The following is a 24,977-nucleotide window of genomic DNA, read 5'->3' as shown; positions in this document are numbered from 1 at the left end:
TCCGCTTAAAGGCTGTCCCGCAATGATCAACTGACTCGGCATGGTCAGTATCGACGATGCCCACCTGGGTCTCTATCCGGCGAGCGCGAGGTTGTGCAGTCGGGCTATGCCGAGCATGGCGTGATGAACGCCGTCGCCCTTCAATCGGCAGTCGCGGAGGATCTTCCAGCTCTTCATGCGGGCGAAGGTGTGTTCGACGCGGGCGCGGACCTTGCGGTGTGAGCGGTTGTGCTCCTCTTTCCAGGCCGGGAGTTCGACCAGGCCTGGTTCACGGCGGTGCGGGATCACCAGGCCAGTGCCGCGGTAGCCGCCGTCAGCGATCACCGTGGTGTTGCCGACGACGGCCTTGGCTCCGGACAACTCCCATGCCTTGCAGTCGTTGCGGTTGCCAGGTAGAGGCCGGCCAACTGCGACGACCAGCCGTGTATCGGCGTCGATGACGACCTGGTGGTTGGTGGAGTACCGGTAGTTTTTCGACTGCTCCGCCACCGCATGGTCACGTGTGGGTACCAGGGTGCCGTCCACGATGAGCACGGTGTCCTTGCGGAACCGTCGGCGCGGCCGCAGTGCGAGCAGCGGTGCGATTCGGTTGATGATGCGGTCGGCCGCAGACTTCGAGATTCCGAACAGCGGCGCGAGCTGGCGCAGCGTCAAGTTGGTGCGCCAGTACGCCGCGACCAGCAGGACGCGGTCCTCCAGAGGCAGGCTCCACGGCCGACCTCGGCGGACCGTGTCCGCTCCCTCGCGGCGCAGGGCGGTCACCAGCTTGCCGAAGCAGCGCGGGCTCAGCCCAGTGAACGGGCCTATCCAGGACGGCTGTGACGCCGTGATCACACCAGCCACGAGAAGATCCTCCCACCGCGCTACGAACTGCCCGAGAAGGAGGCACACATGGAGACAGGCTTGGTCAGTCGTCTGGAAGAGGCGACGAATCGTTTCGTGACCCCCCTGCGCATGAACGAGGGGTTCGATGAGCAGGCGCTCCTTCAGCTACAGGAGGAGATCGATCGCTGCGGGACGGCGTGGAGGGAAGGAACCCACGTACCGAAGCGTGCGGCGTTGATTCTCGCCGAACTCTTTCCAGCGATCGAGGCTTGCGCCTGGCTGTACGAAGGGAACATGCGCCAGCGGATCCAGGAGGCGGGAGCGATCGTGTCTGAGGCGGTGACCGCTGCTCTGGACTGAGCGCCTTCCTTTAGGCCCCAGCGCGAAGGGGCGCGAGCAGGCAGCTCAGCAGGCGCTGGGGACGAGCCCAGTGTTGCGGGACAACTCTTAGTTGCGGCCTGCCATGACCCCGCCGTCGACGTTAAGGATGGCGCCCGTGGTCCAGCTCGATGCCGACGAGAGGAGGAAGACGATTGCGGCGGCCACATCCTGCGGGGTTCCGACCCGGCCGAGGGGGTGCAGCCCGCTCAGCTGCTCCATCGCGCCGTCCAGCTGGTCTGCGGGGAAGACCTTCTCGAACAGGGGGGTCCTGGTGACGGCGGGAGCCACGGCGTTCACACGGATGCCCTCGCTGGCGAGCTCGATGGCCAGGTTGTGCGTGAGGGCGTGCAGGCCCGCCTTGGCCATCGAGTAGGCCGACGACGGTGTCACGGCGAGGGCCTGGTGCGCCCACATGCTGCCCACGTTCACGATGGCGCCGCCCTGACCCCCGGTGACCATGCCCCGGACGATGGTCTGAGTCAGGAAGAAGGTCGCCCTGTTGAGGTCGTGATAGGCGTCGTAGTCCGCGACCTCGTAGTCGAGGAAGGGCTTGGGCTTGAAGAACCCTGCCGAGTTGACGAGGAGGGTGGCGTCGGGGTGATCCTCCGACAGCTGCTTGTGCGCCTCGACGACCTGGTTCCGGTCCGCCAGGTCGGCCGCGATCGACCACGCGCTGCCGGAGCGCGACAGGCTTGCCACGGCGTCGTCGAGCTTCTGACCCGGGCGGCCGACGATCACCGCGCTGCCTCCCTCCGCGATCACGTCTTCGGCGACCTTGAGACCCATGCCGCTGGCGCCGCCGATCACGACGAGTTTCTTGCCTTCGAAGTCCATCGCCACGCGGTCCCTCTCTATTGAGCGGTGAACATTTCTCTCCTGTGCTGCTTAGACCCTGCCACAGCGGTGTCTACAACAGCTCTATAAGGTCTCTACCCGTGAGGTTCCCCCGGCGTGCGGGAGGTGCTGATCAGCTGGTCAGGGCGGGTTGACCGGGTTTCAGGTTCGTTCGTTCGGCCGTTGCCCGCTCGGCGTAGTGCTTCTCCTCGAACTCGACGGGGCTGAGGTAGCCGAGCCGTTTCTGGATGCCGCCGGCTGTTGTAGAAGCCGTCGATGACCCCGTTGCCCAATTGCTTATGCGGCGAGGTCGAGGGCAGCGAGGTGTGATGTCCGAGTGGGGGCGAGTGGTTGTCCGGTCCACCAGGCGTCGAGCCGGAGTAGGTTGACGGCGGTGGCTGTGAGGATGTGCGCGAGGGCGGTCTTCCCCAGTCCTGCGTAGCGGGTTCTGCGTGCGCCGGTGGCTGTGACCGCCTGGTGGATTGTGCCCTCGATGCCGGAGCGGATCGCGTAGACGGCCTTCCATTCCTCTGTGGACTGCTCGGCGCGGACGTGTTCGAGAACGGAGTCTTGATCTTGCGGACGGACGGTGAGCTGGCGACCGTAGCGTGTCGAGTTGGTGCACTGCCCGCGGGAGGGGCAGGGCGCGCAGGTCTCGGTGGCGAAGCGGATGCGGATCGCGGGTCGCTGGTTGTTGTCGAGCCCCTCGGTCCGCCGAGGCGGCCGCGGCGGCGGATGTGGGCGTGTCAGTAGCTTTGTGTAAGTCCTTGGGGTTCACCTGGTGTTGAGCCGGTCCTCGAAGAAGAGTGAGAACTGGTTCAGTGCCTTCTTCCAGTGTGCCGCGACGTGGTTGACATCGCGGGCTTTGGGGGTGATCAGCTCGCGGACGGCGAGGTAGAGCACCTTCAGCGCGGCCTGCTCAGAGGGGAAGTGCCCTCGGTTGCGGGTGGTCTTGCGAAGCCGCGCGTTGATTGACTCGATCAGGTTCGTCGAATACACGACCTTCCTGATCTCGGGCGGGAAGGCCAGGTAGGGCGTGAACTCGTTCCACGCGGCCCGCCAGGTGCGCACGGCGGCCGGGTAACGCTGGCCCAACTCCGATGCGGTGAAGTCTGCAAGGGCCTGCTCGGCGGCCTGTTCGGTGGGCGCGGTGTAGATGGCCCTGAGCGCCGACACCACCGCCGGATGGTGCTGTTTGGCGGCCAGTCGCAGCGATGCGCGAATCAAGTGGATCACGCAGGTCTGGACCGTGGCCTTGGGCCAGGTCGCGGTGACCGCATCCGGCAGGCCCTTCAGGCCGTCGCAGGCGACGATGCAGACGTCTTCCACTCCGCGGTTGCGCAGTTCGGACAGGGCGTTCATCCAGGTCGTGGCGCCCTCGCCCTCGTCGCCGACCCACAGGCCAAGGACGTCCTTGCAGCCGTCCATGTCGACCCCGACGGCGAGGTAGACGGGCTTGGAGGCGACTGATCCGGACCGGATCCTGATCCACAGTGCGTCGATGTAGATGATCGGCCAGATGGCGTCCAGCGGCCGGTTCTGCCAGGCGGCGAGCTCGTCGGCGACCGCGTCGGTGACCTTGCTGATCAGATCGGGTGAGACCTCGACCCCGTACATGCCGGCCAGGTGGGAGCGGATATCCCGCACCGACATGCCCCGCGCATACAGCGACAGGATCTACTCGTTGAAGCCTGCCAGCCGCCTCGCGTGCTTGGGCACGAGCTTCTGCTCGAAGGAGCCGTTGCGGTCCCGGGGAACCGCCACGGTGACCGCGCCTGCGTCGGTCAGCACGGTCTTCGGCGAGGTCCCGTTGCGGCTGTTGCCCGAGTCGCGGCCGACCGGATCATGCTTCTCATAGCCGAGATGTTCGGTCGGCATCCAGGGCCCGCTCCAGCACGGCCCGGGTGACCTCGGTCAGCAGCCCGCCTTGGCCCAGCAGAGCGGCTCCCGAGGCGTCGGCGCGGTCCATCAGCCGCTCGACGACCTCGTCCACCAGCTTGTCCTCGACCGACTCGACAGCCGAGGCGTTCTCGTTGTCCGTCATGCCATGTCCGTCCCAGCTGACCAGGGCCCGAGCCTGGGCTCCGGCCAGGCTTTCACATCACGGACTCACACGATCTTTCAGACACGCTCCCGACCAGCGCGGACGAGGCCTGGTAGCGCGCCCATTGGTTGTCGTTCGTGGCGGAACTCGCCGTCGTAGACCGCCGGTTGGTGTGGCCTGCGTCGCGCACTTCAGGCGCGTCTTGGTGGCCGGTGGTGTGTGTTGCGGCAGGGGCAGAGGTTGTGCGGAGCGTTGCCGCCCGCTGTGCCCCGGGCTATGACTTCGGGTCGTCGACCTTGAGCTTGTCTCCGGTGTTGGAGACGAAGACGACCAGGAGCTTGGCCCGTTTGGTCCGGCTGGTGTTCTCGGTGAGGAGGTGGTGGGCGCCCGGCTGCTCGACCCAGTTCTCGCCCTGGTGGTAGGTAGTCACGGGCTTGCCTTCGAGCTGGCTGCGCACGGTGCCTTCGAGGACGTAGGCGTAGACGAACGCCTGGCCGTGCCGGTGCGGCAGCGCGCGTGCGTTGGGCGGGAAGTCGACGACCGCCGAGGTGAACGTCTTGCCTTTCACATTCGGAAGGGCCTGCTGGAGCAGCTGCTTGAGGGTTTCGGTGGAGGGCGTTGATGCCATGGCCGCAGGCGATGCCACGGCCGCGGCCGGCCGCGTGGCGTGGGCGGGCTGGTTGGAGGTCGAGCAGGCCGTGGCCGCAGTCAGTGTGGCGACGGCCAGCAGGCCACCGGCGATCCGCATTCCGATCATGATCGGTCTCCTGTTCAGTCTTCGGTGACGCAGATGATCGTCTTGCCGGGGGTGCGCTTGCCGCGGGCGAACGCGGAGGGTGCTTCGGCGAGCGGCCGCACAGCACCGACGACCGGCTTGAGCCGGCCGTCCCTTACCCGCTGGGCGAGGTCGATGAGCCGGGCGCGGTCGGGTTCGACGACGAAGAAGACCGCCCGCCCGTCCTTGGGCTGGACCTTGGGCGGCATGGCGATGGTGACCAGCGTGCCGCCGGGGCGGACCAGGGCGGCCGAGCGGTCGAGGATGTCGCCGCCGATCACGTCGAACACGACGTCGGTCTCGCCGACGTCTTCCAACTCCTCGGTCTGCAGGTCCAAGAAGGTGTCGACGCCCAGGGCGAGCGCCTTGTCCCGGTCGGTGGAGCGGCCGGTGCCGATGACACGGGCGCCGGCCTCGCGGGCGAGCTGTACTGCGATCGAGCCGACGCCGCCAGCGGCGCCGTGGATCAGGACGGTCTGGCCTGTGGTGAGGCGGCCGTGGTCGAACAGGCCCTGCCAGGCGGTCAGCCCGGAGATCGGCAGCGCGGCGGCCAGGGTGTGGTCGATGTCCGCCGGCAGCGGAGCGAGGTTGCGGGCTTCCACCGCGGCGTACTGGGCGAGCGAGCCATTGCGGGTCCAGTCGGCCAGGCCGAACACCCGCTGTCCGACGCTCAGGCCGGTGGTGCCGTAGCCCAGCTCTGCGACGACACCGGACAGCTCGTGCCCGGGCACGCTCGGGGTCCGGTCGCGGCCGGCGCGGTCAGTCCACGTGCCCGGCCAGTCCAGCTCGCCGGGGGTGAAGCCCGCGGCGTGCACCCGCACGATGACGTCATTCTCGGCCGCATGAGGGTAGGGCGTGTCCGTCACGGACATCCCCGCAAGACCAGCGTCACGGTCTCGCACAGTGATGGCTTGCATACAGGTCCTTACTGGGAGGGGCGACTCGAGCGCGCAGCCCATTCACACGCAGGGCTCATAGCGGCTGGTCATCGGGAACACGCAGCAGGTGGATGTATGCCGTGCCGCATGATCGTGTATTCCTTCGTCGCCCGTCGTGCGTTCTATCAGGGAGACGAGGCAGCCCCTCCGGGTGTGACAGCTCAGACGTGCACGAGTTTGTTCGGGTTGATGACCCGGCGGTACGCGGTGATCAGATCGTCGGTGATCTGGACCGTGTCGACGGAGTAGACCCGGCCTTCGCGGTAGAACATCAGGGCGAGCTCGCCGCCGACCTCAGCGAAGTCGATGCGGTCCGGTTGCCACTGGCGCCCTACACGCACCATGACCTCGGCGACGCGCTCGCCGCCGTGGATGAGCTTGCGCGCCGCAGAGACCTTGCCGCCGCTCGTCACTTCGACGCGTCGACCGACCGCAAGGCCCCCCACCACTCAGCCTCGATGGCAACGTGCAGGTCGTCCGTAGCGTCAGTGCCCGCTGGTCGTGTCTCGCGCGGTGCGAGTGGCGATGAAGGCCGAGCGGCTGATGTCGACGGCGTCGTTCCACTCGGGGTGGTCTTGGACGTAGTCGGCGACAAAACCGCAGTAGATGCCGACCTTGGCCGGACTTTGAGTCAGGTCTTCCAGGGCGTAGCGTGTTAGAGCAGACGCGATGCCCCGATGCCGTTGCTCTGGGTCCACGTAAGAGTGGGTGAGCGTGGCACGTCCGCCGGCGGTCTCGTATGCCAGGTTACCGACGACCTGGCCATCAATCAGTGCCTCGTAGAGGCGGGTGGTTTCGTCCTTGCGCACCTCAACGGCGGCCGGTGATGGCTCCATGTTCTCTTCTCGCCTTGTTCGTCTTCGGTCGGTGGTCCCGATCAGTCCTCACCAGGAAAAAGGGACCACCAAGTCCAATTTACACATGACTTGCCAGTAGCGAAACACCATACTGGACTTTAAGGTCCGAAGTGGTGCCGTCTGAATGGCTGGCGTGACGACACGTTGGAGGGGTAAGGCGATGAGCAGCGAAGAGCAGGTGCCGGTAACCGAGCAGCTGATCGACAACATCGATCAAGGCCGCTTTGAGCTCTGCCGTGACGACGACCTGGTCGGCTGGCTCTACTACACCCACCTGAAGCCCAACCGGTACGCTCTTCGGCACACTGAGGTCGAGATGAGTCATCGGCACGAGGGTGTGGGGGGCGCGCTGGTGCGGCGCGTGTTCGACGAGATCCGCGCCCGCGGGGGCACGATCACCGCAATCTGCCCCTTTGTGGTCGACTACCTCTCGAGAACGACCGCGCATGCCGATCTGGTCGACGCCCGACACCCGGGCTATTCCGATCGTGCTGCTGCCGAGTCGGCGCGAGTGGCGGCCGGTGGCTGAGATTACCGGGCCGCAATCAGGAATGCCCTCGGAACGGCCCCATCGCGGCCTCACGACGTGCTGCCTCGAGCTCCCGGTGGCGGAGTACAGCGACCCAGCCGCAGACCAGGGTGATTCGGCACGGCTGGCCAACGCCGATGAGCTCACGTCTCCCCGATCGCCCGGAGCGTCAAGACACGGGTAAGAAGCCGAGTTCACCCGACGCCAACTTCCGCCCGAATACGCGAGCTGGCTCTGACTGCACCAACCGGACGCCCGACTGAAGCCCGCCGTCTCAACCGGTGATCGCGACTTGAACAGCCATCGCGCAAGGCATTGGTGCCTCTGGGCTAACGCGGCCGGACGCGAGGGCGGATGCGGCCCAAGCAAAGAGATCGATGAAGGGAAAGACTGATGAAGGCAGTGGTTGGGGAGACCGTCGTGGCCGAGGCCGCGAGCGAGGCGGTAGTCAGTATCGAGGGAAATATCTACTTCCCGCCGGACTCAATTGCGGCCGGCGCGCTCCGCGACAGCCCAACCCCCTACACCTGCCCCTGGAAGGGGAGGGCGCAGTATCACGACGTTGTGGTCGGAAAGATGGCGCTCAGGGACGGGGCTTGGTCTTACCCGAACATCAAGGAGTCGGCGGCGACCCGTGTCGGTCGCGACTTCAGCGGCTACGTCGCCTTCGATGTACGCCAGGTCAGGATCGAGAACTGACAAGGCACACCGATCACTGCCAGCAGAACAAATCCGTCGTTGAGTGGGGGGAGGGCACACATGAAGATTGCTGTCATCGGCGGGACCGGACTTAGGATCGCAGGTGGTGAAGATCCTGAAGGCGGGCGGGCACGAGGCGGTGCCACACTCGCCGTCCACCGGATTTGACCTGTTGAGCGGGAAGGGTCTGCACGAGGCGTTGGCGGGAGCCGATGTCGTCGTCAACCTGACGGACTCGCCGACCTTCGATGAGGCCTCGCCCGCGTTCTTCCAGACGACGATGGACAACCTGTTGTCGGCCGCCAAGTCCGTCGGCGTCGGCCACGCGGTGGTCCTCTCGATTGTCGGCGCCGACCTGGTGCCGGACCTGGTGTACTACCGCGCCAAGGTGCTGCAGGAGGACATCCTCAAGGCCGGTCCCGTGCCGTACTCGATCGTCCGCGCCACGCAGTTCTTCGAGTTCATGGACGCTGGTGATGTCGTGGACCTCCGACGACAAGACCGTCCGCCTGCCCGCCACGCGCACAGACCTCGGCCACGGCCTGGGCGACGTCGGCGGAGGCCAATGGCTGGAGCGTGGGAGCCCCGCTGCGGGGCACTCGCAACGTCGCCGGCCCCGAGGTCTTCACGCTCGACGAGGTGGGCCGGATCGCCCTGGCCGCCCGTGGTGACCAGCGCACCGTCGTCACCGACGACAACGCGGGCATATACGCTGCCGCCTCGAGTGACGTTCTCAGGCAGGCGTGAGGTGACGCCGTACCCACAAAGAGATCAGTTCGGGTGCTCAGCTACTCGAGGGGCGTCAGGAAAGGATCCGCACGAGGGCGGAGAGCGCCTGAGGCCACGCAGCGTCGGAGGGCACCCCGTATCCAACGACGATGGCATCGGCCATGGCGTTCAGGGACCGTTCACGGCGGTATCGAGACAGGCTAGCCACTTTGAGGCCCTGCCGGGTTGCCGACTGAAGGACCCGCTGCTCGGTCCCTGGCGGCAGACCGAGCACGGTGTGCAGGCCAGCCGCTGCCCCGATGACGCGCACCTTAGGGGCGTGCTGGGCCAGGGCTGTGACGAGAGCGTCTCGTCGATCGCGGTAGCGCCGACGGGCAGCACGTACGTGACGGTCATAGGCGCCGGAGGTGATGAAATCCGCCATCGTCAGCTGGCTGAATACCTCGCACGAGTCGATCTGCCCCTTGGCCGCCACGGCTTCCTCCGCGAGCGTGGGAGGCAGCGCCATCCAGGCCAGCCGCAGGCCAGGAGCCAGGGTCCTGCTGGCGGTACCCAGGTAGACCACGCAGTCGGGGTCGAGTGCTTGGAGCGCCCCGACAGACTGGCGGTCGAACCGGAACTCACCGTCGTAGTCATCCTCCAGGACCAGCCCGCCGGTCCGTCTGGCCCAGTCCACGACGGCCGTCCGGCGATCGCGCTGCAGCACCGTGCCCAGAGGGAACTGGTGAGCCGGTGTGAGTAGGACCGCATCGGTGCCGACGGGCGGCACCGGGTCGGTCCCGCGGGTATCCAAGGGAAGCCGGAGGGTCTTCAGCCCAGCAGCCGCCAGCAGGCCGCAGTACCTCTCTAGGCCGTAGGACTCGACGGCGACGTTCCTCGCCCCCCGCCCGGCCAGGACTCCACTCAGGATCTGTAGACCGTGGGAGACGCCGGCGCAGATCACTATGTGCTCCGGACTCACGTTCACGCCCCGGGCTCGAGCAAGATGGTCCGCGAGTGCGGCCCGTAGCTCCGGCCGCCCGCGGGGGTCGCCGTAGCCGAGCGCGTCGTCGGGAGCCGCGGCCACGGCGCGGCGCATGGCCTTCAGCCAGGCTGCACGAGGAAAAGCGGTGAGGTCAGGGTTACCTGGGATCAGGTCGTGGCAAGGGGCGCCGGACGGCTCGGCGACCGAGCGCGCCAAGATCGGCCGAGTGATTGTCCTGTCTGCCACGAGTGTGCCCGAGCCTCTGCGCGCGGTAAGCCATCCCTCGGCGACCAGGTCGGCATAGGCGTCAGCCACGGTGTTGCGGGCAAGGCCGAGGCCGGCGGCGAGCTGGCGGGAGGAGGGTAGCCGTGTCCCCGGGGCCAGGCGGCCGGTGCGGACAGCTTCGCGCACAGCTTCGGCCAGCGCACGGCGCACACCTCGTCCAGCTCGTATCAAATCATTCTCAAAGGCCTGCCGTAGCTGCGCTGGACTGATCGTGGTGCGGGAGCCGAGAGGCTCGACAGCGGCCGCGTTGTTGATCGGAACATCGACCGGGCTGCCGACAAGCGGGTCGTCGATGGCCGTGGTGCGCTGGTTGTCGTAGGTCAGATCGGTAGCCACGATGCGAACCTCAACACTCGACGCACTTGCTCTGATGGCGTTGGCGGTTTCGTCGAGTTGGTCGGCGGTGCGGGCGAGAAGGATGACATCGACTCTGGCCTGGGCAAGTCCGGTCGCGATCGCTGCGCCAATGTCGTGGCCAGAGCCGGTGATCAGTGCGGTCTTGCCAACAAGCCCAGCTGTCATGCATGAGGGGTTCCCTAAGAATGTTGAGCGGTCCGGGAGGACCGGGTGTGCCCGGCGAGAAGCGTGCGGCGAAGCTGGTCCGCGATCTCGCCCAGCAGCTGCTGGCTCTGGACGAGCGGATCAAGGACAACGACCGGAAGATCAGTGAGACGTTCCGATCCGACGACCGCGCGGAGATCATCGAGTCGATGCCCGGCATGGGACCCATCCTCGGTGCCGAGCTCGTCGCCATCGTCGGTGACCTGTCCGGCTACCGCGATGCCGGCCGTCTCGCCTCGCACGCCGGCCTGGCCCCGGTCGCCCGGGACTCCGGCCGCCGCACCGGCAACTACCACCGGCCCAAGCGCTACAACCGGCGCCTGCGGCACATCTTCTACCTGGCCGCACAGACCGCGATGATGCGGCCCGGCCCCTCCCGCGACTACTACCTCAAGAAGCGATCCGAGGGCCTGCTGCGCACGCAGGCCCTGCTGTCGCTGGCCCGTCGCCGGGTCGACGTGCTCTGGGCGATGCTGCGTGAAGGAAGACTGTTCACCTCGGCCTCGCCGGTCACGCAGGCGGCTTGACACAATCATTGAGATTCCTTTCAACGCGGTGTGTGGGATGGGCTCTCCCACGCCCCGTGGCGCGCCACGCGACTCCGATGAGCGAGAAGGTCTACCGGATTGCGTCTGCACCTATGTGATGAGCGTCGATCCTTCGCGCCGTCTTACCGAAATTTCGCTGTTGCGCTTGTTCCTCGACCTCCTTGCGCCCCGCCCCCTATCGATCAGCGTGGTAAGACGCCGAGGTCTGGCGCCGCTATTACTGTCGAACCGAGAAGGCCGTGCAGGCGTGGACTGGATACAGAGAGGCATCAGATGAAGGCGATTGTGGTGACGGATCAGGCCGCCGGAACGGCCGGGATGACGCTGGTGGAGCGGCCCGAGCCGCAGGCAGCGCTGAACGATGTAGTCGTTCAGGTTCATGCGTCGGGATTCACTCCGGGTGAGCTGACGTGGCCCTCGACCTGGACCGATCGCTTCGGCCGCGACCGGACACCGTCGATTCCCGGGCAAGAGCTGGCCGGAGTGGTCACCGCCCTCGGCTATGGCACGACGGGGCTGTCGGTGGGACAGCGGGTGTTCGGTCTTGCGGACGGGCATCGGGGCGGCACCCTGGCGGAGTATGTGGCGATCGAGGCGCGTAACCTCGCGCCGCTGCCGGCCGACGTCGACTTCACGGTGGGCGCGAGTCTGCCGATGCCGGGCCTGACTGCGTGGCAGGGACTGTTCGAGCACGGCCGCCTTCAGGCGGGGCAAAGCGTCCTCGTGCACGGCGCGGCCGGAGCAGTCGGGTCGATGGTGATGCAGCTCGCACGAGAGGCCGGCGCCTACGTCATCGGCACCGGCCGTACCGCCGATCGACAGACGGCGCTTGGCTTCGGCGCGAGGGAGTTCGTCGACCTCGAGAACGACGCCCTGGAAGATGTCGGCGGAGTCAATCTGGTATTCGATGTCATCGGCGGAGACATCGGGAGGCGGTCCGCAGGCGTGATCCATGCCGGAGGGACGCTGGTGTCCATCGCCGGGCCGCCCGAGGCTCGGCCCGCGGACGGCCTGGCGATCGATTTCGTTGTCGTGCCCGATCGTGCCCAACTGGGTGAGGTCGTCCAGCGGGTGCGGGACGGACGGCTGCGGACGAACATCGGCAACGTCTCGACCCTCGACGACGCCGTCGCTGCCTTCAATCCGACCGAGCGGATCACCGGAAAGACGATCATCAATGTTCGTCCGTGAGCGACACGCGGCCATCGATGCACGCCGCCGGTCGGCGCCGTCCAGATCACCGGGCTGCAGGTCTACTTCGGCGACCCGCACAGCCTCTGGCAACGAGGCACAAACGAAACCACCCATCGAGTCGGTCAACGCGCGGATCCGTCGGGCCGTCAAGGCCCGCGGTCACTTCCCCAATGAGCAGGCCGCGATGAAGTGCATCTACATGGCGATCATGTCGATCGACCCCACCGGCAAGGGACAGGCCCGCTGGACCAGCCGGTGGAAGACCGCGTTGAACGCCTTCGACATCACCTTCGACGGCCGCCTCTCGGCAGCACGTCAGTAACCCCAACCACCCTGGTTACACCGTTCGTTTGACCGGCCCAGTCTTAGCGAGGTGGAGTTCAGCTGGGAGCTCGATGTCCTCAACGACGCGGAGCACGGTCGCTGGATCGCCCCCTCGGTGATGAAGCGATCGCCGAGCTCTCGTACGGGTTCGCGGGCGGCCGCGTTGTGCTGCTGACCCCAGCACGACCAGGAAGGTAGTGCCGACGGGTCATTCGTCCCAGACCGACTTGGCGCCTCGTCGGCTCACCATCCTTTAGATGCACCGCCCCTCGGCGTCGTACCACGCTCACCGGCGCAGGCAGCGGTGGGAGGTCGACGAGGAACGGGCGAGATCGCGACGTTGTTGGTAAGACGGCGCTGCGGATCGGCACTAATCAGACGGACGTTGACACCATTCGTTGTGCCTTCTTGCTTACGGGTGTCGCGTGGTGCGTCATTTGGCCGGAGTGTGCCGGCCTAGCTCTGCCCGGCGTCGCTGCCTTGGGCAGAGACACAGCCCGGGACTTCCAGAAACTCCGGGGTGGTTCAGAGCAATAGAAAGGCACGGCTCGATGCAAGACGTGGCACCAGTGATCAACCTGGCTCGCGGGGGCAGAACGCTCCGGCTGGCATTCTCATCTGCGGTGGTCGCCCTGGTGGCCTCGTTCGCTGCGTCGGCCGCACCGATCCCCCTGTTCAACACCTACCGGGCCGAGGACGGGTTCACCAACGCCGGCATCTCGCTGGCCGTCGTCACCTACTCCGTCGGCACTATTGCCGCACTGTTGGTGCTGGGACGACTGTCCAATCATCTGGGCCGACGGCTCACCGCGATCGCCAGCCTCGGCCTGCTCCTGCTGGGCTGTCTGCTGCTGGCGAACGTGCACGACATCGGCACCCTGCTGGCCGGTCGGATACTGATGGGCGTCGGTACGGGGGTGGCCAGCAGCAGCCTCACCTCCTATATCGTCGACGCCGCACCCACCAGGCCGGAATGGTTGGCCTCCGTCGCGTCCAGCCAGGGACCCATGCTCGGTCTCACCCTCGGCGCCATCGCCTCCGGCGCGCTGGTCCAGTTCGCCCCCTGGCCACGCGACCTCATCTACCTGGTTTGCGCCGGTCTCCTCGTACTGTCTGCCGCGCTCATCGCCATCAGCCCCGAAACCGCGAAGTCGACGCCGGGTGCTTGGCGGTCACTGCTACCCCGGGTCCGCGTACCAGCCAGGGTCAGGCACCTGCTCCCTGTCGCGGCCGCGGTGTTCCTGGCCACCTGGGCGACCGGGGCTTTTTACCAGGCCTTCATGCCCGCGCTGGTCGCAGATCGTCTCCGCACCCACAGCCCGCTCATCCTCGGACTGGTGTTCGCCGCCTACATGGCCCCCAGCGTTCTCGGCGCTCCCATCGGCGGCCGGTTCACATCCGCGGCGGGCCAACGCATCGGCATGATCATCTTCCTGACCGGATGGATCGGCATCATTACAGCTATCGCCATCGGCACACTGGCGTTGTTCATCGCCGCAACCATCGTCGCCGGTGCCGGTAACGGCATCGCCATCAGTGCCGCCACCCGCGGCCTGCTGTACGGCAGCACCCTCGCCGACCGGGCGCCGATCTTCAGCGCGATCTACCTCCTCTGCTACAGCGGCGCCGCCTTCCTCAGCTTCCTCTCCGGCCAACTCTCGAATGCCTTCTCGCTACCACAGATCGCCCTCGGATACGGCGGACTTGCCATCGTTGCCACCCTGTTCACTGTCGTCGCTGCATGCAATCCGCACACCGACACGACCGGGAACAGCAGCACGGTGAGTAACCATGATGACCCTCACAGTCATCCAGACCTCACCCGACCCTGAGCAGGGCGACACCCGAGCTCGTCGCCGCACGCCGATTCCCGAGCGGATCGGCTGCGCCCACCGTGTCAGTTGGGCCCGCTCGGCCTCGCTCAGGACCAGGTCGGCCTTCGGCCGGCCGATACGGCCGGCGTCCTCAAGCCCGGCCACCCGCTGGTGTCCCGCTTTGCGCCCTGCCGCATGCCACGGCTGGCGGACGCGACCTGCTCCCGCGGCAGATACTGTTGTTGAAGGACGACGAGGTCATATCGCTCGACAATGGATAGTGAGCGGCAAATGGACGCCTCGGACGAACTTCTTCAGAGGGATACACCGTCGGCTCTTTTGACCCTGGACGGTGTCATCCGCTCCCTCAACGCCGCGATGGCCACGACACTGGGCCGGCCGAGGGAACAGTGCGTGGGTCATGGCTTCGGTGATCTACTCCCCGAGGACCAGCGCGTCGCGGCTGAGGGCCTGCTGACGCACGGGGCCACGACGAAGAGGCTTGCGATGCGTGTGCTGGAATTTCCCGGCACGAGCACGGCATCTGTGGTCTGCCTCGTCGAGGCGCGACCGGTGACGGATCCATCGAGCGGCGAGCGGCTGGTGTGGGTGCATTCGTTGGACTCGAGACACGACCTCGGCGGTCTGCTGATCCCATTCCAGCTTGCGGCGAAGGCTGCCGACCTCGGCCTCTGCATGTGTTCCCCCGATGAGCACCAGGTGGAGTGGCTGGGTGGCGCACCCGCTCTGGCCGCGCTCTTCCCGCAGGCGTCGGTGCCCCGGTCCAAGATGATCAGCCGCGTGCACCCGGATGACCGGAAGGATGTGCAGCGGCTTGTGCGCTCGTCCGCCGCCCAGTCCCCGTGGATCAGGTCGCGGTTCCTCACCGAGCACGATGGCTGGTGTGTTCTCGCAAGCCAGGTCCGCCGGATCCAGTTGGGATACGGCGGCCCCGAACGGATCTTCGCGGTGATCCGCGACGACACCCAGTCGGAGGCACACCACCAAGAGACGCTGGCCGAGGTGAGCGCGGAGCGGGAGCGCGCCGACGGGATCACCGCGTTCTCCTCCGCCCTGTTCAGCGCCGCCACCGAGCAGGAACTGCAGCAGGTTGTCCTGGCCCGGCTCGCCGCTGCCGTCGGAGGTTCCGGCGCCCTCTTCGCACTCGTCGACGATGGTCGCTTGCGGGTCTCCTCGGATGCCGGGATCCCCACGTGGGAGGTTGATGCTCTGCTCGGCCTGTCGCTGGACGAGGACCGGCCGTTGCCCTACGTGATCCGTACCGGTCAGGCGCAGTTCTTCCGCAACCACGAGGAGCTCGCTCGCCGGTGGCTGCATGATGACGGTCTGCCCCTGCCGCGCCCCGCCCCCGGCACCGCCTTGTCGATCACCCCCCTCAGCCCGGTGGGCGACCGGCCGCTCGGGGCCTGGTTGGTGACGTACGACAGTGAGCACCCCCCGTCCCCAGAGAAGCTCGCCTTCATGACGGCTCTGGCCGAATTGGCAGGCCAGGCACTGAGGCGCATCAGGTTGCAACAAGCCCACGTCGAGCTGTCCACGGCGCTCCAGCAAAGCATGCTTCCGACGCTGCCGGAGCACCTCCCAGGCCTGGAGATCGCCGCCCGCTATCAGCCCAGCCGGGATGGCCTGGATATCGGCGGAGACTGGTACGACGCGTTCTTCCTACCCGACGGTGCGGTCGCACTGGAAATCGGCGACGCTCAAGGGCACGACGTGGATGCCGCGGTTTTCATGGGCCAGGTGCGCTCGTCCATGCGCGCGATCGCCGCCCACGAGCCTGACCCGGGAACGGTGCTGACGCGTACCAACGAGTTGCTCGTCGCGATGGACGCGCCACGCTTCGCAAGCTGCACCATGCTGCACCTCGATCCGCATGACGGACAGGTCATCGGCACCAGCGCAGGCCATGTGCCGCTGCTCCATGCACGCGACGACGGCAGCCACACCATCCGCACACTTCCCGGCGGGCCGGTCCTGGGAATCGTGCCTGGCACCGAGTACCTCGAGGAGACCTTCACTTTGGAAGAGGGCACCGCGCTGGTCATGGTCACCGATGGTGTGGTCGAAGGGCCGCGCCTGACCCTGGAAGCCGGACTGGAGCGAGCGGGAGCGCTGGCCGGTCGAGCCCTCCAGGACCGGCTCGGCGTCGAGGCGACCGCAGACCGAATACTCGACGCGGTGGCCGAGGTGGACAATCTCGACGACGTGGCCGTGCTGGTCATCCGACGCGTATGAGACTCGATGCGTTTCACTGGCCGGGAAGGTGTCCCTGGCCGGCGAGGAGGGGCGGGGACCGTTCAGTCCTCAGAGGGGGCGGCGCCGGAGGCATCGATTGTCCCTGGTAGTAGCCGGCCCGGGCCCGAGCGCACTCGGTCGAGTGCGCGGCTCTGGCACGCCGGTGCCGCATCGAGAGGCCCGGGACATGGCTCCGGATGGGATGGGCCAAGTGCCGGAGGGCGGGTATCAGAAAGGGACCTTGAGGTCCCTTCTGAACCCTGCTAGCGTGCGCAGCGGTAATCTGGCCAATGTGGCGGAACAGGCGCGCGAGAAAAACGACTCCCAGCTGACTGCACGCGGGCGGGCGACTCGAGAGCGCATTTTGAGGGCTGCCCGCGACATGATGTACGTCAGGGGCGTGTCTTCCACGACCCTCGACGAGGTCAGGGCGGCCAGCGGAACGAGCAAATCCCAGCTCTACCGCCACTACCCCGACAAGGATGCACTGGTGCGGGACGTTGTCGCGTTGCAGGCCGCAGAATTGCTCGAACGTCAGCACCAGCTACTGCAGCGGCTCAACTCCCTCCGCGGGCTGGAGCGCTGGCGGGACGCGCTGATCGAACACAACGCGCTGCGAAACGGAGCGTACGGCTGCCCGCTCGGCTCCCTTGCAAGCGAGCTGGCCGATCAGGACGAAGAGGCGCGCAAGGCTATCGCCCGGCACTTTGACACCTGGGAGGGACTGCTCGATGCCGGGCTCGAGCGGATGAAGGCCTCGGGAGTCCTCCGTGCCGACGCGGACGCCGGAGAGCTCGCCACCGGCCTCATGGCCGCCCTTCAAGGCGGCTACCTCCTTGCGCAGACGGCCCAGGACGTCAAACCCATGAGGATCGCCCTAGACATGGCGATCGGCCACATCAAGGCCTATGTCGTGCTCGCCGAGGACGTCAATCCGCCGGAGCGGGGCGCGGGAGGGCGCTAAGCCGTCTGGGGCGAGGTGGCGCCGAGAGGTCCCGGTGCGGCGCCACTGCGGTGTCCGTACCGGACTGGACTTCACCGCCCTCCCGGCGGGCGCAGGCGGCCCGGCGGGGGCGTGACGGCGGGGGGACGCGTTCATCTACACGCTCTGCGCTTGTGCCCCCAGCCGCCAACCAAAAGCGGCGGCCCCCTGCATGAAAGGCAGGTCTCCTCATGTGCAGGAGGGGACTATTTGGTCCTGAAAATTGGCCCGATCTGCGGTACATTTGGGGAGAGCGGTCCCCTACGGGCAGCCAAGCAGCCAAGCCTCACAAGGATCTTCAGGGCGGTAGGCACTATGCATGCAGGCGTCGAGTTCTCAGTGCTCGGCCCAGTCCGGCTACACAAACAGGGGGTCGAGGCCGGAGCCGGTCAGCCGAGGCAGTGCGCCGTGCTCGCTTCGCTGTTGCTCAGGGCGGGCAGGCCTGTAAGCCTCTCGAAACTGGTGGAGGACGTGTGGGGCGACGACGCCCCACCGTCGGCCGTAGGCTCCGTGCGCACGTACGTCTACAGGCTCAGGCAGGCATTGGGGGAGCAGAGTGACAGCTCCGTGAGCCTGGTCGACGGGGGCTACCTGCTGCGCATCCAACCGGACGCTCTGGACCTGAACAGGTTCAAGGAGACGACGGCAAGGGCGAGGGAGGCCCGAAGCACCGGCGACCTGGCGTCCGCGGCAAGCCTGCTGACCGAGGGCCTCGAGATGTGGAAAGGAGTGGCTTTCGCCGGGGTCCCGGGGCCGTTCGCGGGCCAGCAGCGCAGCGTCCTCGGCGAGCTGCGCCTCGCCTGTGCGGAGGAGCAACTCGCCTGCGAAGTGGAGAGAGGGCGCTACACCGAGGCCGCCGCAGAACTGTCCGCCCTGCTTGTCGAGCACCCGCTTCGAGAGCGCATATGCGGCCTCTTCATGACTGCGCTCTACGGTGCTGGGCGGCAGTCCGAGGCCTTGACGATCTACCACACGACCAGTCACCTGCTGCGTCAACGCCTCGGCGTCAGCCCGTCGCCGGAACTGCAGCAAGTCCACGAGCGCATCCTCTCCGGGCGATTCCAGCTCCCGCAAGCCGCCGACCGCCCGAAGAGCGCGCCACAGACGCCCCCGCCTCAAGCCCCGGCTCAGCTCCCAGCCGCCCTGCCGAGCCTCGTCGGCCGCGAGAGAGAGCAGGAGCAGGTCGAGCGCTTGGTCGCCGATGCAGAGGCGTCGTCAGCTGTGGCCATCTGCACGGTCGGCGGACTGGCCGGCGTCGGCAAGACAGCTTTCGCCACCACCGTCGCCCACCGTCTGGCCGACCGCTTCCCGGACGGCCAGCTCTTTGCAGACCTGCAGGGAGCCGGACCGGAGGCCGAGCCGAGGGACCCCGCGCACGTGCTCGAGGACTTCCTGCAGTCCATGGGGGTCCGCCTCGAGGACATGCCCGAGACCGCGCAGGCACGGGGGCTCATGTTCCGCGGCTTGCTGGCCAACCGCCGAGTGCTCGTCGTGCTCGACAACGCATGGAACACGGACCAGCTAAAGCATCTCCTCCCCGGAGGCCCGGGCTCCATGGCCCTTGTCACCAGCCGCATGCAACTGCACGCGCTCGTCGCTGCCTACCAGGCACTTCCCGTGACACTCATGCCCCTGAGCCAAGCGGACGCACGCAGCCTCCTCGCGCGCCGACTCGGCGCAGCGAGGACAGCAGCTGAACCAGGGGCCGTCGACCGCATCATCCGGCTGGCCGGGCAGCTCCCCTTGGCCCTGGCCAACGTCGCGGCCCGCGCGGCCTATCGACCGCAGCTGCGCCTGGCGAGCCTGGCCGACGAGTACGAGGCACCGGAGCACAGCACCCTGGACGCCTTCGCGAGCGACGAGGACCAGGCGCTCGACGTCCGCGAGTCCATCACCCGCTCGTACCGCCTGCTCGACACGGAAACAGCCGCGCTCTTCCGCGACCTGAGCGCCTGCCCAGACCCCATGTTCGCGGCATCGCAGGTCGCGGAGCTGGCCGGACGGCCCGAGTGCCGGGTCCGCAAGGTCTTGTCGAGCCTCACCCGAGCGCACCTCGTCTCGGAGATTGGCCCGGGTCGGTACAGCTGGAACCGGCTTGTGGCCGCGTACGCAGTGGAGCAGGCGGGGCAGGGGTTCCTCGACCAGGGCAAGCTGGCCCGTTGGTAGTGCGAGCAGGCGCCAGCATCCATGTTGTTGTCACAGGCACCCTGCGGAGGCGATGTCACGGCCATTAGCCGAGACCGAGCGGTTCCCGAAGGGGGCACGCCCTACCGGGGCGGCGCCGTCATACGAGATACAACTGACCAGAGAATATGAGCGCCCCGACCCCTTTGTGTGGTTCGACGGCGGGTGGACCGGGTCCAGCCTGTTCGCCGCCGTGCTGCTGCACGTAGTCGGCCAGCGAGCTGAGGCCCTCCAGAGGGTTCCGCTGCCAGAAAGCAACTTGTCCGTGGGGGTGCAACGCTCCGCTCGGGCCTGTCGGCGGCCAAGGCAGAACAGTTGGAGTCGGGCGCAGGAGCGCCCTTACGACTCCCGGCGCGGGACTGGGCGCTGTGCCCCTTTCGTGCCGGAGTCCCGACGGCTTCGGCATCTTGTCAGCACGTTGAGTGAACGGGACATCCGGTGCGGAGCGTGGAATGGACAGTGGTGCCTCACCGCTGGGTCCCCCCACGACGGGACGCGGCTCTCCCGAATCGTGTGCCCGGTGTGCATCTGCCTCCGCAGACGCCTGCCCGAGCCCAGTACGGGAGCCCTGTTGCCGGCAGATACGAACGAGCCGTCCGGCAGTCCGACTACAGGGCGAACTGGATCACGCCGCTCCAGATTGGGGCGCCGGATGTCGCCTTTGCGTGGCTGAACATGTTCGCCTGCTGGCTCTATCTGTTCGGCTCGCTCATCGTCCTCCCCAGGTTTCTCACGCCAGGCGGCCCGGCGGCCTGGGGCTGGACCGGCTACACCCCCCTGCCCGGTCCGCTGCATTCGCCCGGTCTCGGCGGCGATCCGTTTCGGAGGCCTCACCGGCGTACTGCTGGCTTCGCCGCCCCTTGAATTCCATGTGTCCGACTCTTACTTCGCCGTAGCGCACTTCCACTACACCCTGTTCGGCACAGTCGTCTTCGCCATGTTCGCGGGCTTCTACTTCTGGTGGCCGAATTTCACGGGAAGGATGCTCGACGAAAGACACGGGAAGATCAATTTCTGGACGCTCTTGGTCGGATATCACTGGACATTCCTGATGCAGCACCGGCTGGGTGCGGAGGGCATAGTGCTACGCGGACTATTTGGCAGCCGCGGATTCACGGCGATCAACCCAGTGTCAACGATCGGCGCGTTCTTGCCGGGCCTCTCGATGCTTCCGTTCCTGTACAACGTGTGGAAGACCTCCCATTACGCGCCCAAGGTGGCCGTGGACGACCCATGGGGCTTCGGCCGGTCCCTGGAGGGAGCCACACTCAGCACCCCTGGGTGACCCACCCCTACGAATGGATCGATCAACCCGGTCAAGAAGGTAGAGCCGCCTGAGGGCCGCCCCGGGTCGCAGAAGGAGCGCGTGAACGTACTGCGGGAGGCGGAGCGGGACCTGGCCGCCGCCGTGCCGGAACCGACCGGCTCCGGCACGGCGGCGTACGGAGTGTCCGCCGAGCCGGCTACGCGTCGTTCGCTTCTGAGCCGTGCTCGGCGAGAGGCACGACGTCAAGGTCCCCCTCCCGGAGACGGTAGACCTGCAGGGTGAGGCCGTAGTACTTGTCCGTCTCGCCCACCCACTCCATGCCCACTCGCTGGGCCGTTGCAATGCCGCGCGCGTTGCTCGGCCGCACCACGGCGAAGACCTCGTCCACCCCTGTCGCGAACGCGTAGTGCGCCGCGGCGTGACCGGCCTCGGCCGCCAGACCCCGGCCCCAGAAGGGGCGCGCGAGCTGCCAGCCGATCTCCAGGTCGACGCCGTCCGGCGGCAGCGGAAGGATCGCGGCGCCGCCGATGAGCTCGCCAGTCTCCGCCAGCTCGATGGCCCAGCGTCCTGCCGGGGCCTCCAGGGTTGAGCACTCGCTGATCCACTGGCGGAGGATCCCCTCCATTGCGTCCCTTTCGGGCACTCTTGCCATCGCGGGGGCCAGCCAGCGGGCCACGTCGACGTCGCCGTACACGGCCAGGGCCGCTGCGGCGTCGTCCGGCGACCACGGCCGCATTACGAGCCTGGTCGTCTGGATGCGAGAGACTTCCACTTTCACGCGATGCGGCGGGCCTGGAGGACTGGACACGTCCGTGATCACCTGACTTCCCATTAACCACCGAGTCGGTGGACAGAGTTGGCCGGCCGCCCGGCGGGCAGCGTTCGGACGGCAGCGTCCTGCGCTCAGCGTCGACACTGCCTTGATGGCAATAGACCGTACCGCCACTATCTCGCGGCTCACGCTCGGGCCGTTTTCGCGCAGCAAGGCGCAGAGGGCAGAAGCGGCAGGCAGGACAGATCCATGTAGTTTCCGCTTGTCGGACCACGAGGCTACTGCAATTGGCACCGTAGAGGCCTTGTAGAGCTCCCGTAGACACTGCAATGGCAAGGTCGAATGCGACAGAGACAAGAAGCGTTCACCACACAATGGAGAGTGATTCACGTGGCCATGGACTTCGAAGGCAAGAAACTCGTCGTGATCGGCGGCGCCAGCGGCATGGGTCTCAAGGTCGCCGAAGACGTGATCGCGGAGGGAGGCAGCGCGGTGATCGTCGGCCGCCCGGGTCAGAAGCTCGACGACGCCGTGGCAAGCCTGTCGCGCTCCGGCAGCGCGTGGTCGATCGCGGCCGACCTGGCGGACCGGAACCAGGTCGTCGAGGCGCACAAGCAGCTGTCGGAGGATCACCCCGACGCCACCCTCCTCGTCAACTCGGCAGGGTTCTTCAAGCCCAAGCCCTTCCTCGACTACGAGGTCGCGGACTACGACGCCTATCACGACCTCAACAGGGCGACCTTCTTCCTGACTCAGACCATCGTCCGGGGCATGGTCACCGGGGGTCAGGGCGGCGCCATCGTGAACGTGGGCAGCATGTGGGCGCACCAGGCCCTCGCCGTGACACCGTCGTCGGCCTACTCGATGGCCAAGGCGGGCCTGCACGCCCTCACGCACAACCTGGCCATCGAGCTCGCCAGCGAGGGCATCCGTGTGAACGCCGTGGCTCCCGCCGTCACGAGGACCCCCCTGTTCGAGAAGGTCTTCCCCGCAGACCAGCTGGACGGCGCGATGGAGCAGCTGAGCGGGCTGCACCCCCTCGGCCGGGTCGGAACCCCGCAGGATGTGGCCGCCGCGATCGTCTTCCTCCTCTCGTCGGCATCGAGCTGGACGACGGGCGCCATCCTTAACGTCGACGGCGGGGTCACGGCAGGCCGCAACTACTAGGACGTGTTTGAGATGTGTTCACAGCGCCTGCCGTATCAGGGTGAGTTGGACGGTCGCTTCGTAGCGGACGGCGAGCTTGTCATACCTGGTCGCGACGCCCCTTGCCTGCTTCAGAAGGCCGATCCGACACTCGACCTTGTGCCTGCGCTTGTACGTCTCGCGGTCGAAGCCGGGCGGGCGGCCACCGGCCGAGCCTCGGCGGAGCCGGTGTCCGGCCTGGTCGCGCTTCTCCGGGATGGTGTGCGGGATCTGCCGTCTGCGCAGGTAGGCGCGGATCTGGCGGGAGGAGTAGGCGCGGTCGGCGAGCACATGGTCCGGTCGGGTGCGCGGACGTCCGCCGCCGGGACGGGGGATACGGATCTTGTCCATGACCTGCTCGAAGACGGGCGCGTCACCTCTCTGGCCTGCCGTGATGACAGCCGCGAGGACGTGGAACGAGGCATCCACGGCCAGGTGAATCTTGGTGGTCAGGCCACCGCGAGAGCGACCGAGGCCGTGGTTGTCCGGCTCGGCCGCCAGACCATCCGAACGCGTCCGGCCCGCATCGTCAGCCCCCTTTTACGGGCCCCGGCGGCGTGCTGGTGGGCCCGGCAGACCGTGGAGTCGACGGAGACCTCCCACTCGATAATCCCGTCGGCGTCCGCTTTGAGCTGCAATTTCTTCAAAATGCGGGGCCAGGTCCCATCGATCTGCCACCGACGGAAGACCGTGTATGCGGTCTCCCACGGTCCGTACCGTTCGGGCACGTCCCGCCAGGGCGAGCCGGTCCGGGCCCGCCACCAGATCCCGTCGAAGATCTGCCGTCGATCCCTCGGAGGCCGACCCATCTTCGGTATCGGCGGCAACAGCGGCTCCAGCCGCTCCCACTGTGTATCCGTCAGATCGCCAGGAGACATATCAAGATCGTTTCACGACCTTGATCAACATCTCAAACACGCCCTAGGGCGCGTATCTGGTTTTGATCAAGGGGTGGCCCGCGCGAGCTCCTTGATCCAGATCATCGAGCCGCGCAGGTGGACTCCGGCGAGGTAGCTCTTGGGTGTCTTGTCGTAGCGGGTGGCGATGCCTCTCCACGCCTTGAGCTTGTTGATCAGACGCTCGACTGTGTTCCGCTCTTTGTAGAGCGCGGTGTCGTGGCTGACGGGCCGGCCGCCCCGGCTGCCCTTCTTCTTGCGGTTGGCGGCCTGGTCCTTCTTCTCCGGGATGACCGCCTTGATGCGTCGTTTGCGCAGGTAGGAGCGATTGCCGCGGGACGAGTAGGCCTTGTCGCCGGCAGCAGCGTCGGGCCGGGTCCGGGGGCGGCCGACCGGCCCGGGCACCCGGACTTTCTTGAGTACCGGGATGAACTGCGGGCTGTCCGCCGCCTGGCCGGCGGTCAGGACGAAGACCAGCGGGCGGCACTTGCGGTCGGCGGCGACGTGGATCTTGCTGGTCTGCCCGCCCCTCGAGCGTCCGAGCAGGGCTGCTTTCAGGCGGGCCTTGTGCCGGCGCCGGATACGTCGCCGTTCCTCCCGCTCGGGATCAGCTAAAGCACCCTGCCCGTCTTGTCCTTCCGGACTGCCCCCTTTGGCGGGCATTCTCCTCCTCGGCGGCCGCCTTCTCCAGGGCGGCCATGACCTCTTGGCCGAGGTGCATCCCGGCAGCGTCGTGGTGAGCCCGGGCGGTGGTGGAATCCACACTGACCAGGGACAAGTCCACCTCACCCCGCTTCGCGGCCTCCGCGATCATCCCCTCCAGAAGCGCCTCGAAGACCCCGGCGTCCCGCCACTGCCGGAACCGGTTGGACACAGTCGTCCAGGCGCCGAACTCACTCGGCACCTCACGCCACTGCGCACCCGCCCTGAACCGCCAGATCACTCCCTCGAACTGCTGCCGCAGCCGCTCCGGGTACGGACCGCGCTCGCCGACCGGCAGGTACGGCTCGATCAACGCCCACTCGGCATCAGTCAGTTGCGCACGCGTCATACACGACGATCTACCGGATCCACCCCACCGCGCGGGCCAGATCCGGCAGATTGATCGAAACCAGATACGCGCCCTAGACGCAC

General features: G+C 67.1%; 20 protein-coding genes and 6 pseudogenes. 14 read left to right on the top strand and 12 right to left on the bottom strand.

From position 1 onward, the window contains the following. Positions 1-72 precede the first annotated feature (72 nt). On the bottom strand, positions 73-843 hold the full coding sequence (locus OG747_RS47755) for a transposase (RefSeq protein ID WP_331744836.1): 771 nt from the start codon (positions 841-843) through the stop codon (positions 73-75). A 48-nt stretch (positions 844-891) separates the two neighbouring features. Here OG747_RS47755 and OG747_RS47750 point away from each other — a divergent pair, with 48 nt between their 5' ends. Then, positions 892-1,185, top strand: a complete 294-nt coding sequence (locus OG747_RS47750) for a hypothetical protein (protein WP_331744839.1) — start codon at positions 892-894, stop codon at positions 1,183-1,185. Positions 1,186-1,272: 87 nt separating this feature from the next. Here OG747_RS47750 and OG747_RS47745 read toward each other — a convergent pair whose 3' ends face one another. The 7 genes and pseudogenes from OG747_RS47745 to OG747_RS47715 form a co-directional block, all read right to left on the bottom strand. Next, complete coding sequence (locus OG747_RS47745; protein WP_331744841.1) at positions 1,273-2,040, bottom strand: SDR family oxidoreductase; 768 nt, start codon at positions 2,038-2,040, stop codon at positions 1,273-1,275. Positions 2,041-2,337: 297 nt separating this feature from the next. After that, positions 2,338-2,790, bottom strand: coding sequence for a transposase (locus tag OG747_RS47740; RefSeq protein ID WP_331745072.1), 453 nt, complete (start codon positions 2,788-2,790; stop codon positions 2,338-2,340). 24 nt (positions 2,791-2,814) lie between these two features. Beyond that, positions 2,815-4,084 (bottom strand): annotated as a pseudogene (locus tag OG747_RS47735) (IS256 family transposase). Between the two features lie 274 nt (positions 4,085-4,358). Next, a complete protein-coding gene (locus tag OG747_RS47730) occupies positions 4,359-4,841 on the bottom strand; it encodes a cupin domain-containing protein (protein WP_331744844.1) in 483 nt (160 codons plus the stop codon). Positions 4,842-4,855: 14 nt separating this feature from the next. Next, positions 4,856-5,776, bottom strand: coding sequence for an NADP-dependent oxidoreductase (locus OG747_RS47725; RefSeq protein ID WP_331744847.1), 921 nt, complete (start codon positions 5,774-5,776; stop codon positions 4,856-4,858). A gap of 182 nt (positions 5,777-5,958) precedes the next feature. Then, positions 5,959-6,243, bottom strand: a complete 285-nt coding sequence (locus OG747_RS47720; protein WP_331764941.1) for a hypothetical protein — start codon at positions 6,241-6,243, stop codon at positions 5,959-5,961. A gap of 39 nt (positions 6,244-6,282) precedes the next feature. Beyond that, positions 6,283-6,633, bottom strand: coding sequence for a GNAT family N-acetyltransferase (locus OG747_RS47715; RefSeq protein ID WP_266639880.1), 351 nt, complete (start codon positions 6,631-6,633; stop codon positions 6,283-6,285). Positions 6,634-6,814: 181 nt separating this feature from the next. On the opposite strand from OG747_RS47715, the gene OG747_RS47710 reads away from it, so the two are divergent. The 3 genes and pseudogenes from OG747_RS47710 to OG747_RS47700 all read left to right on the top strand — a co-directional run bounded on the left by OG747_RS47710 (position 6,815) and on the right by OG747_RS47700 (position 8,629). After that, entirely contained in the window at positions 6,815-7,183 is a 369-nt protein-coding gene (locus OG747_RS47710; protein WP_266639879.1) for a GNAT family N-acetyltransferase, read from the top strand. Positions 7,184-7,576: 393 nt separating this feature from the next. Continuing rightward, positions 7,577-7,882, top strand: coding sequence for a DUF427 domain-containing protein (locus OG747_RS47705; protein ID WP_266639878.1), 306 nt, complete (start codon positions 7,577-7,579; stop codon positions 7,880-7,882). Between the two features lie 60 nt (positions 7,883-7,942). Next, positions 7,943-8,629: pseudogene (locus tag OG747_RS47700) on the top strand (SDR family oxidoreductase). Positions 8,630-8,684: 55 nt separating this feature from the next. Here OG747_RS47700 and OG747_RS47695 read toward each other — a convergent pair. Beyond that, positions 8,685-10,382, bottom strand: coding sequence for an aminotransferase class I/II-fold pyridoxal phosphate-dependent enzyme (locus OG747_RS47695; protein ID WP_331744858.1), 1,698 nt, complete (start codon positions 10,380-10,382; stop codon positions 8,685-8,687). Between the two features lie 47 nt (positions 10,383-10,429). Between OG747_RS47695 and OG747_RS47690 the strand changes: the two are divergent. The 9 genes and pseudogenes from OG747_RS47690 to OG747_RS47650 all read left to right on the top strand — a co-directional run. Beyond that, positions 10,430-10,948, top strand: a pseudogene (locus OG747_RS47690) (transposase); the annotation flags it as partial. A 294-nt stretch (positions 10,949-11,242) separates the two neighbouring features. After that, the gene (locus tag OG747_RS47685) at positions 11,243-12,160 is read left to right on the top strand and encodes an NADP-dependent oxidoreductase (protein WP_331744860.1); all 918 of its coding nucleotides are present in this window, start codon (positions 11,243-11,245) and stop codon (positions 12,158-12,160) included. A gap of 115 nt (positions 12,161-12,275) precedes the next feature. Beyond that, positions 12,276-12,485, top strand: a pseudogene (locus OG747_RS47680) (transposase); the annotation flags it as partial. A 637-nt stretch (positions 12,486-13,122) separates the two neighbouring features. Further along, on the top strand, positions 13,123-14,319 hold the full coding sequence (locus OG747_RS47675; protein WP_405886188.1) for an MFS transporter: 1,197 nt from the start codon (positions 13,123-13,125) through the stop codon (positions 14,317-14,319). Between the two features lie 273 nt (positions 14,320-14,592). Beyond that, complete coding sequence (locus OG747_RS47670; RefSeq protein ID WP_331744865.1) at positions 14,593-16,557, top strand: SpoIIE family protein phosphatase; 1,965 nt, start codon at positions 14,593-14,595, stop codon at positions 16,555-16,557. Positions 16,558-16,825: 268 nt separating this feature from the next. Further along, positions 16,826-17,521: a TetR/AcrR family transcriptional regulator gene (locus OG747_RS47665; RefSeq protein WP_331764940.1), complete on the top strand. Its 696-nt coding sequence runs from the start codon at positions 16,826-16,828 to the stop codon at positions 17,519-17,521. A 333-nt stretch (positions 17,522-17,854) separates the two neighbouring features. Further along, positions 17,855-19,705: a BTAD domain-containing putative transcriptional regulator gene (locus OG747_RS47660; RefSeq protein WP_331744870.1), complete on the top strand. Its 1,851-nt coding sequence runs from the start codon at positions 17,855-17,857 to the stop codon at positions 19,703-19,705. A 693-nt stretch (positions 19,706-20,398) separates the two neighbouring features. Next, entirely contained in the window at positions 20,399-20,587 is a 189-nt protein-coding gene (locus OG747_RS47655) for a hypothetical protein (RefSeq protein WP_405886519.1), read from the top strand. After that, positions 20,544-21,002: pseudogene (locus OG747_RS47650) on the top strand (cbb3-type cytochrome c oxidase subunit I); the annotation flags it as partial. The gene OG747_RS47655 and the pseudogene OG747_RS47650, both read left to right, overlap by 44 nt. Positions 21,003-21,186: 184 nt before the next feature. On the opposite strand, the gene OG747_RS47645 reads toward OG747_RS47650, so the two are convergent. Continuing rightward, entirely contained in the window at positions 21,187-21,726 is a 540-nt protein-coding gene (locus OG747_RS47645) for a GNAT family N-acetyltransferase (protein ID WP_331745075.1), read from the bottom strand. A gap of 432 nt (positions 21,727-22,158) precedes the next feature. On the opposite strand from OG747_RS47645, the gene OG747_RS47640 reads away from it, so the two are divergent. Then, positions 22,159-22,929, top strand: a complete 771-nt coding sequence (locus OG747_RS47640; RefSeq protein WP_331745077.1) for an SDR family oxidoreductase — start codon at positions 22,159-22,161, stop codon at positions 22,927-22,929. 18 nt (positions 22,930-22,947) lie between these two features. Here the strand turns inward: OG747_RS47640 and OG747_RS47635 are convergent. Beyond that, positions 22,948-23,825 (bottom strand): IS5 family transposase gene (locus tag OG747_RS47635; protein WP_405886185.1). Its coding sequence is split into 2 segments (ribosomal slippage): positions 22,948-23,475 and positions 23,478-23,825, totalling 876 coding nucleotides; the frame shifts between segments, so codons are not numbered across the junction. Between the two features lie 66 nt (positions 23,826-23,891). Next, a pseudogene (locus OG747_RS47630) lies at positions 23,892-24,894 on the bottom strand (IS5 family transposase). Positions 24,895-24,977 lie beyond the last annotated feature (83 nt).

It is taken from the genome of Streptomyces sp. NBC_01384, from assembly GCF_045040035.1.
Classification (GTDB): Bacteria; Actinomycetota; Actinomycetes; order Streptomycetales; family Streptomycetaceae; genus Streptomyces.
The sequence above is the reverse complement of the archived record's forward strand: the minus strand, read 5'-3'. Positions and strand labels throughout refer to the sequence as shown.

Bases quoted from the DNA above. Each gene is read 5' to 3' on its own strand.
- OG747_RS47750 (WP_331744839.1), top strand. From the start codon at position 892: ATGGAGACAGGCTTGGTCAGTCGTCTGGAAGAGGCGACGAATCGTTTC.
- OG747_RS47745 (WP_331744841.1), bottom strand. From the start codon at position 2,040: ATGGACTTCGAAGGCAAGAAACTCGTCGTGATCGGCGGCGCCAGCGGC.
- OG747_RS47730 (WP_331744844.1), bottom strand. From the start codon at position 4,841: ATGATCGGAATGCGGATCGCCGGTGGCCTGCTGGCCGTCGCCACACTG.
- OG747_RS47725 (WP_331744847.1), bottom strand. From the start codon at position 5,776: ATGCAAGCCATCACTGTGCGAGACCGTGACGCTGGTCTTGCGGGGATG.
- OG747_RS47715 (WP_266639880.1), bottom strand. From the start codon at position 6,633: ATGGAGCCATCACCGGCCGCCGTTGAGGTGCGCAAGGACGAAACCACC.
- OG747_RS47710 (WP_266639879.1), top strand. From the start codon at position 6,815: ATGAGCAGCGAAGAGCAGGTGCCGGTAACCGAGCAGCTGATCGACAAC.
- OG747_RS47705 (WP_266639878.1), top strand. From the start codon at position 7,577: ATGAAGGCAGTGGTTGGGGAGACCGTCGTGGCCGAGGCCGCGAGCGAG.
- OG747_RS47695 (WP_331744858.1), bottom strand. From the start codon at position 10,382: ATGACAGCTGGGCTTGTTGGCAAGACCGCACTGATCACCGGCTCTGGC.
- OG747_RS47685 (WP_331744860.1), top strand. From the start codon at position 11,243: ATGAAGGCGATTGTGGTGACGGATCAGGCCGCCGGAACGGCCGGGATG.
- OG747_RS47670 (WP_331744865.1), top strand. From the start codon at position 14,593: ATGGACGCCTCGGACGAACTTCTTCAGAGGGATACACCGTCGGCTCTT.
- OG747_RS47660 (WP_331744870.1), top strand. From the start codon at position 17,855: ATGCATGCAGGCGTCGAGTTCTCAGTGCTCGGCCCAGTCCGGCTACAC.
- OG747_RS47655 (WP_405886519.1), top strand. From the start codon at position 20,399: ATGTTCGCCTGCTGGCTCTATCTGTTCGGCTCGCTCATCGTCCTCCCC.
- OG747_RS47645 (WP_331745075.1), bottom strand. From the start codon at position 21,726: ATGCGGCCGTGGTCGCCGGACGACGCCGCAGCGGCCCTGGCCGTGTAC.
- OG747_RS47640 (WP_331745077.1), top strand. From the start codon at position 22,159: ATGGACTTCGAAGGCAAGAAACTCGTCGTGATCGGCGGCGCCAGCGGC.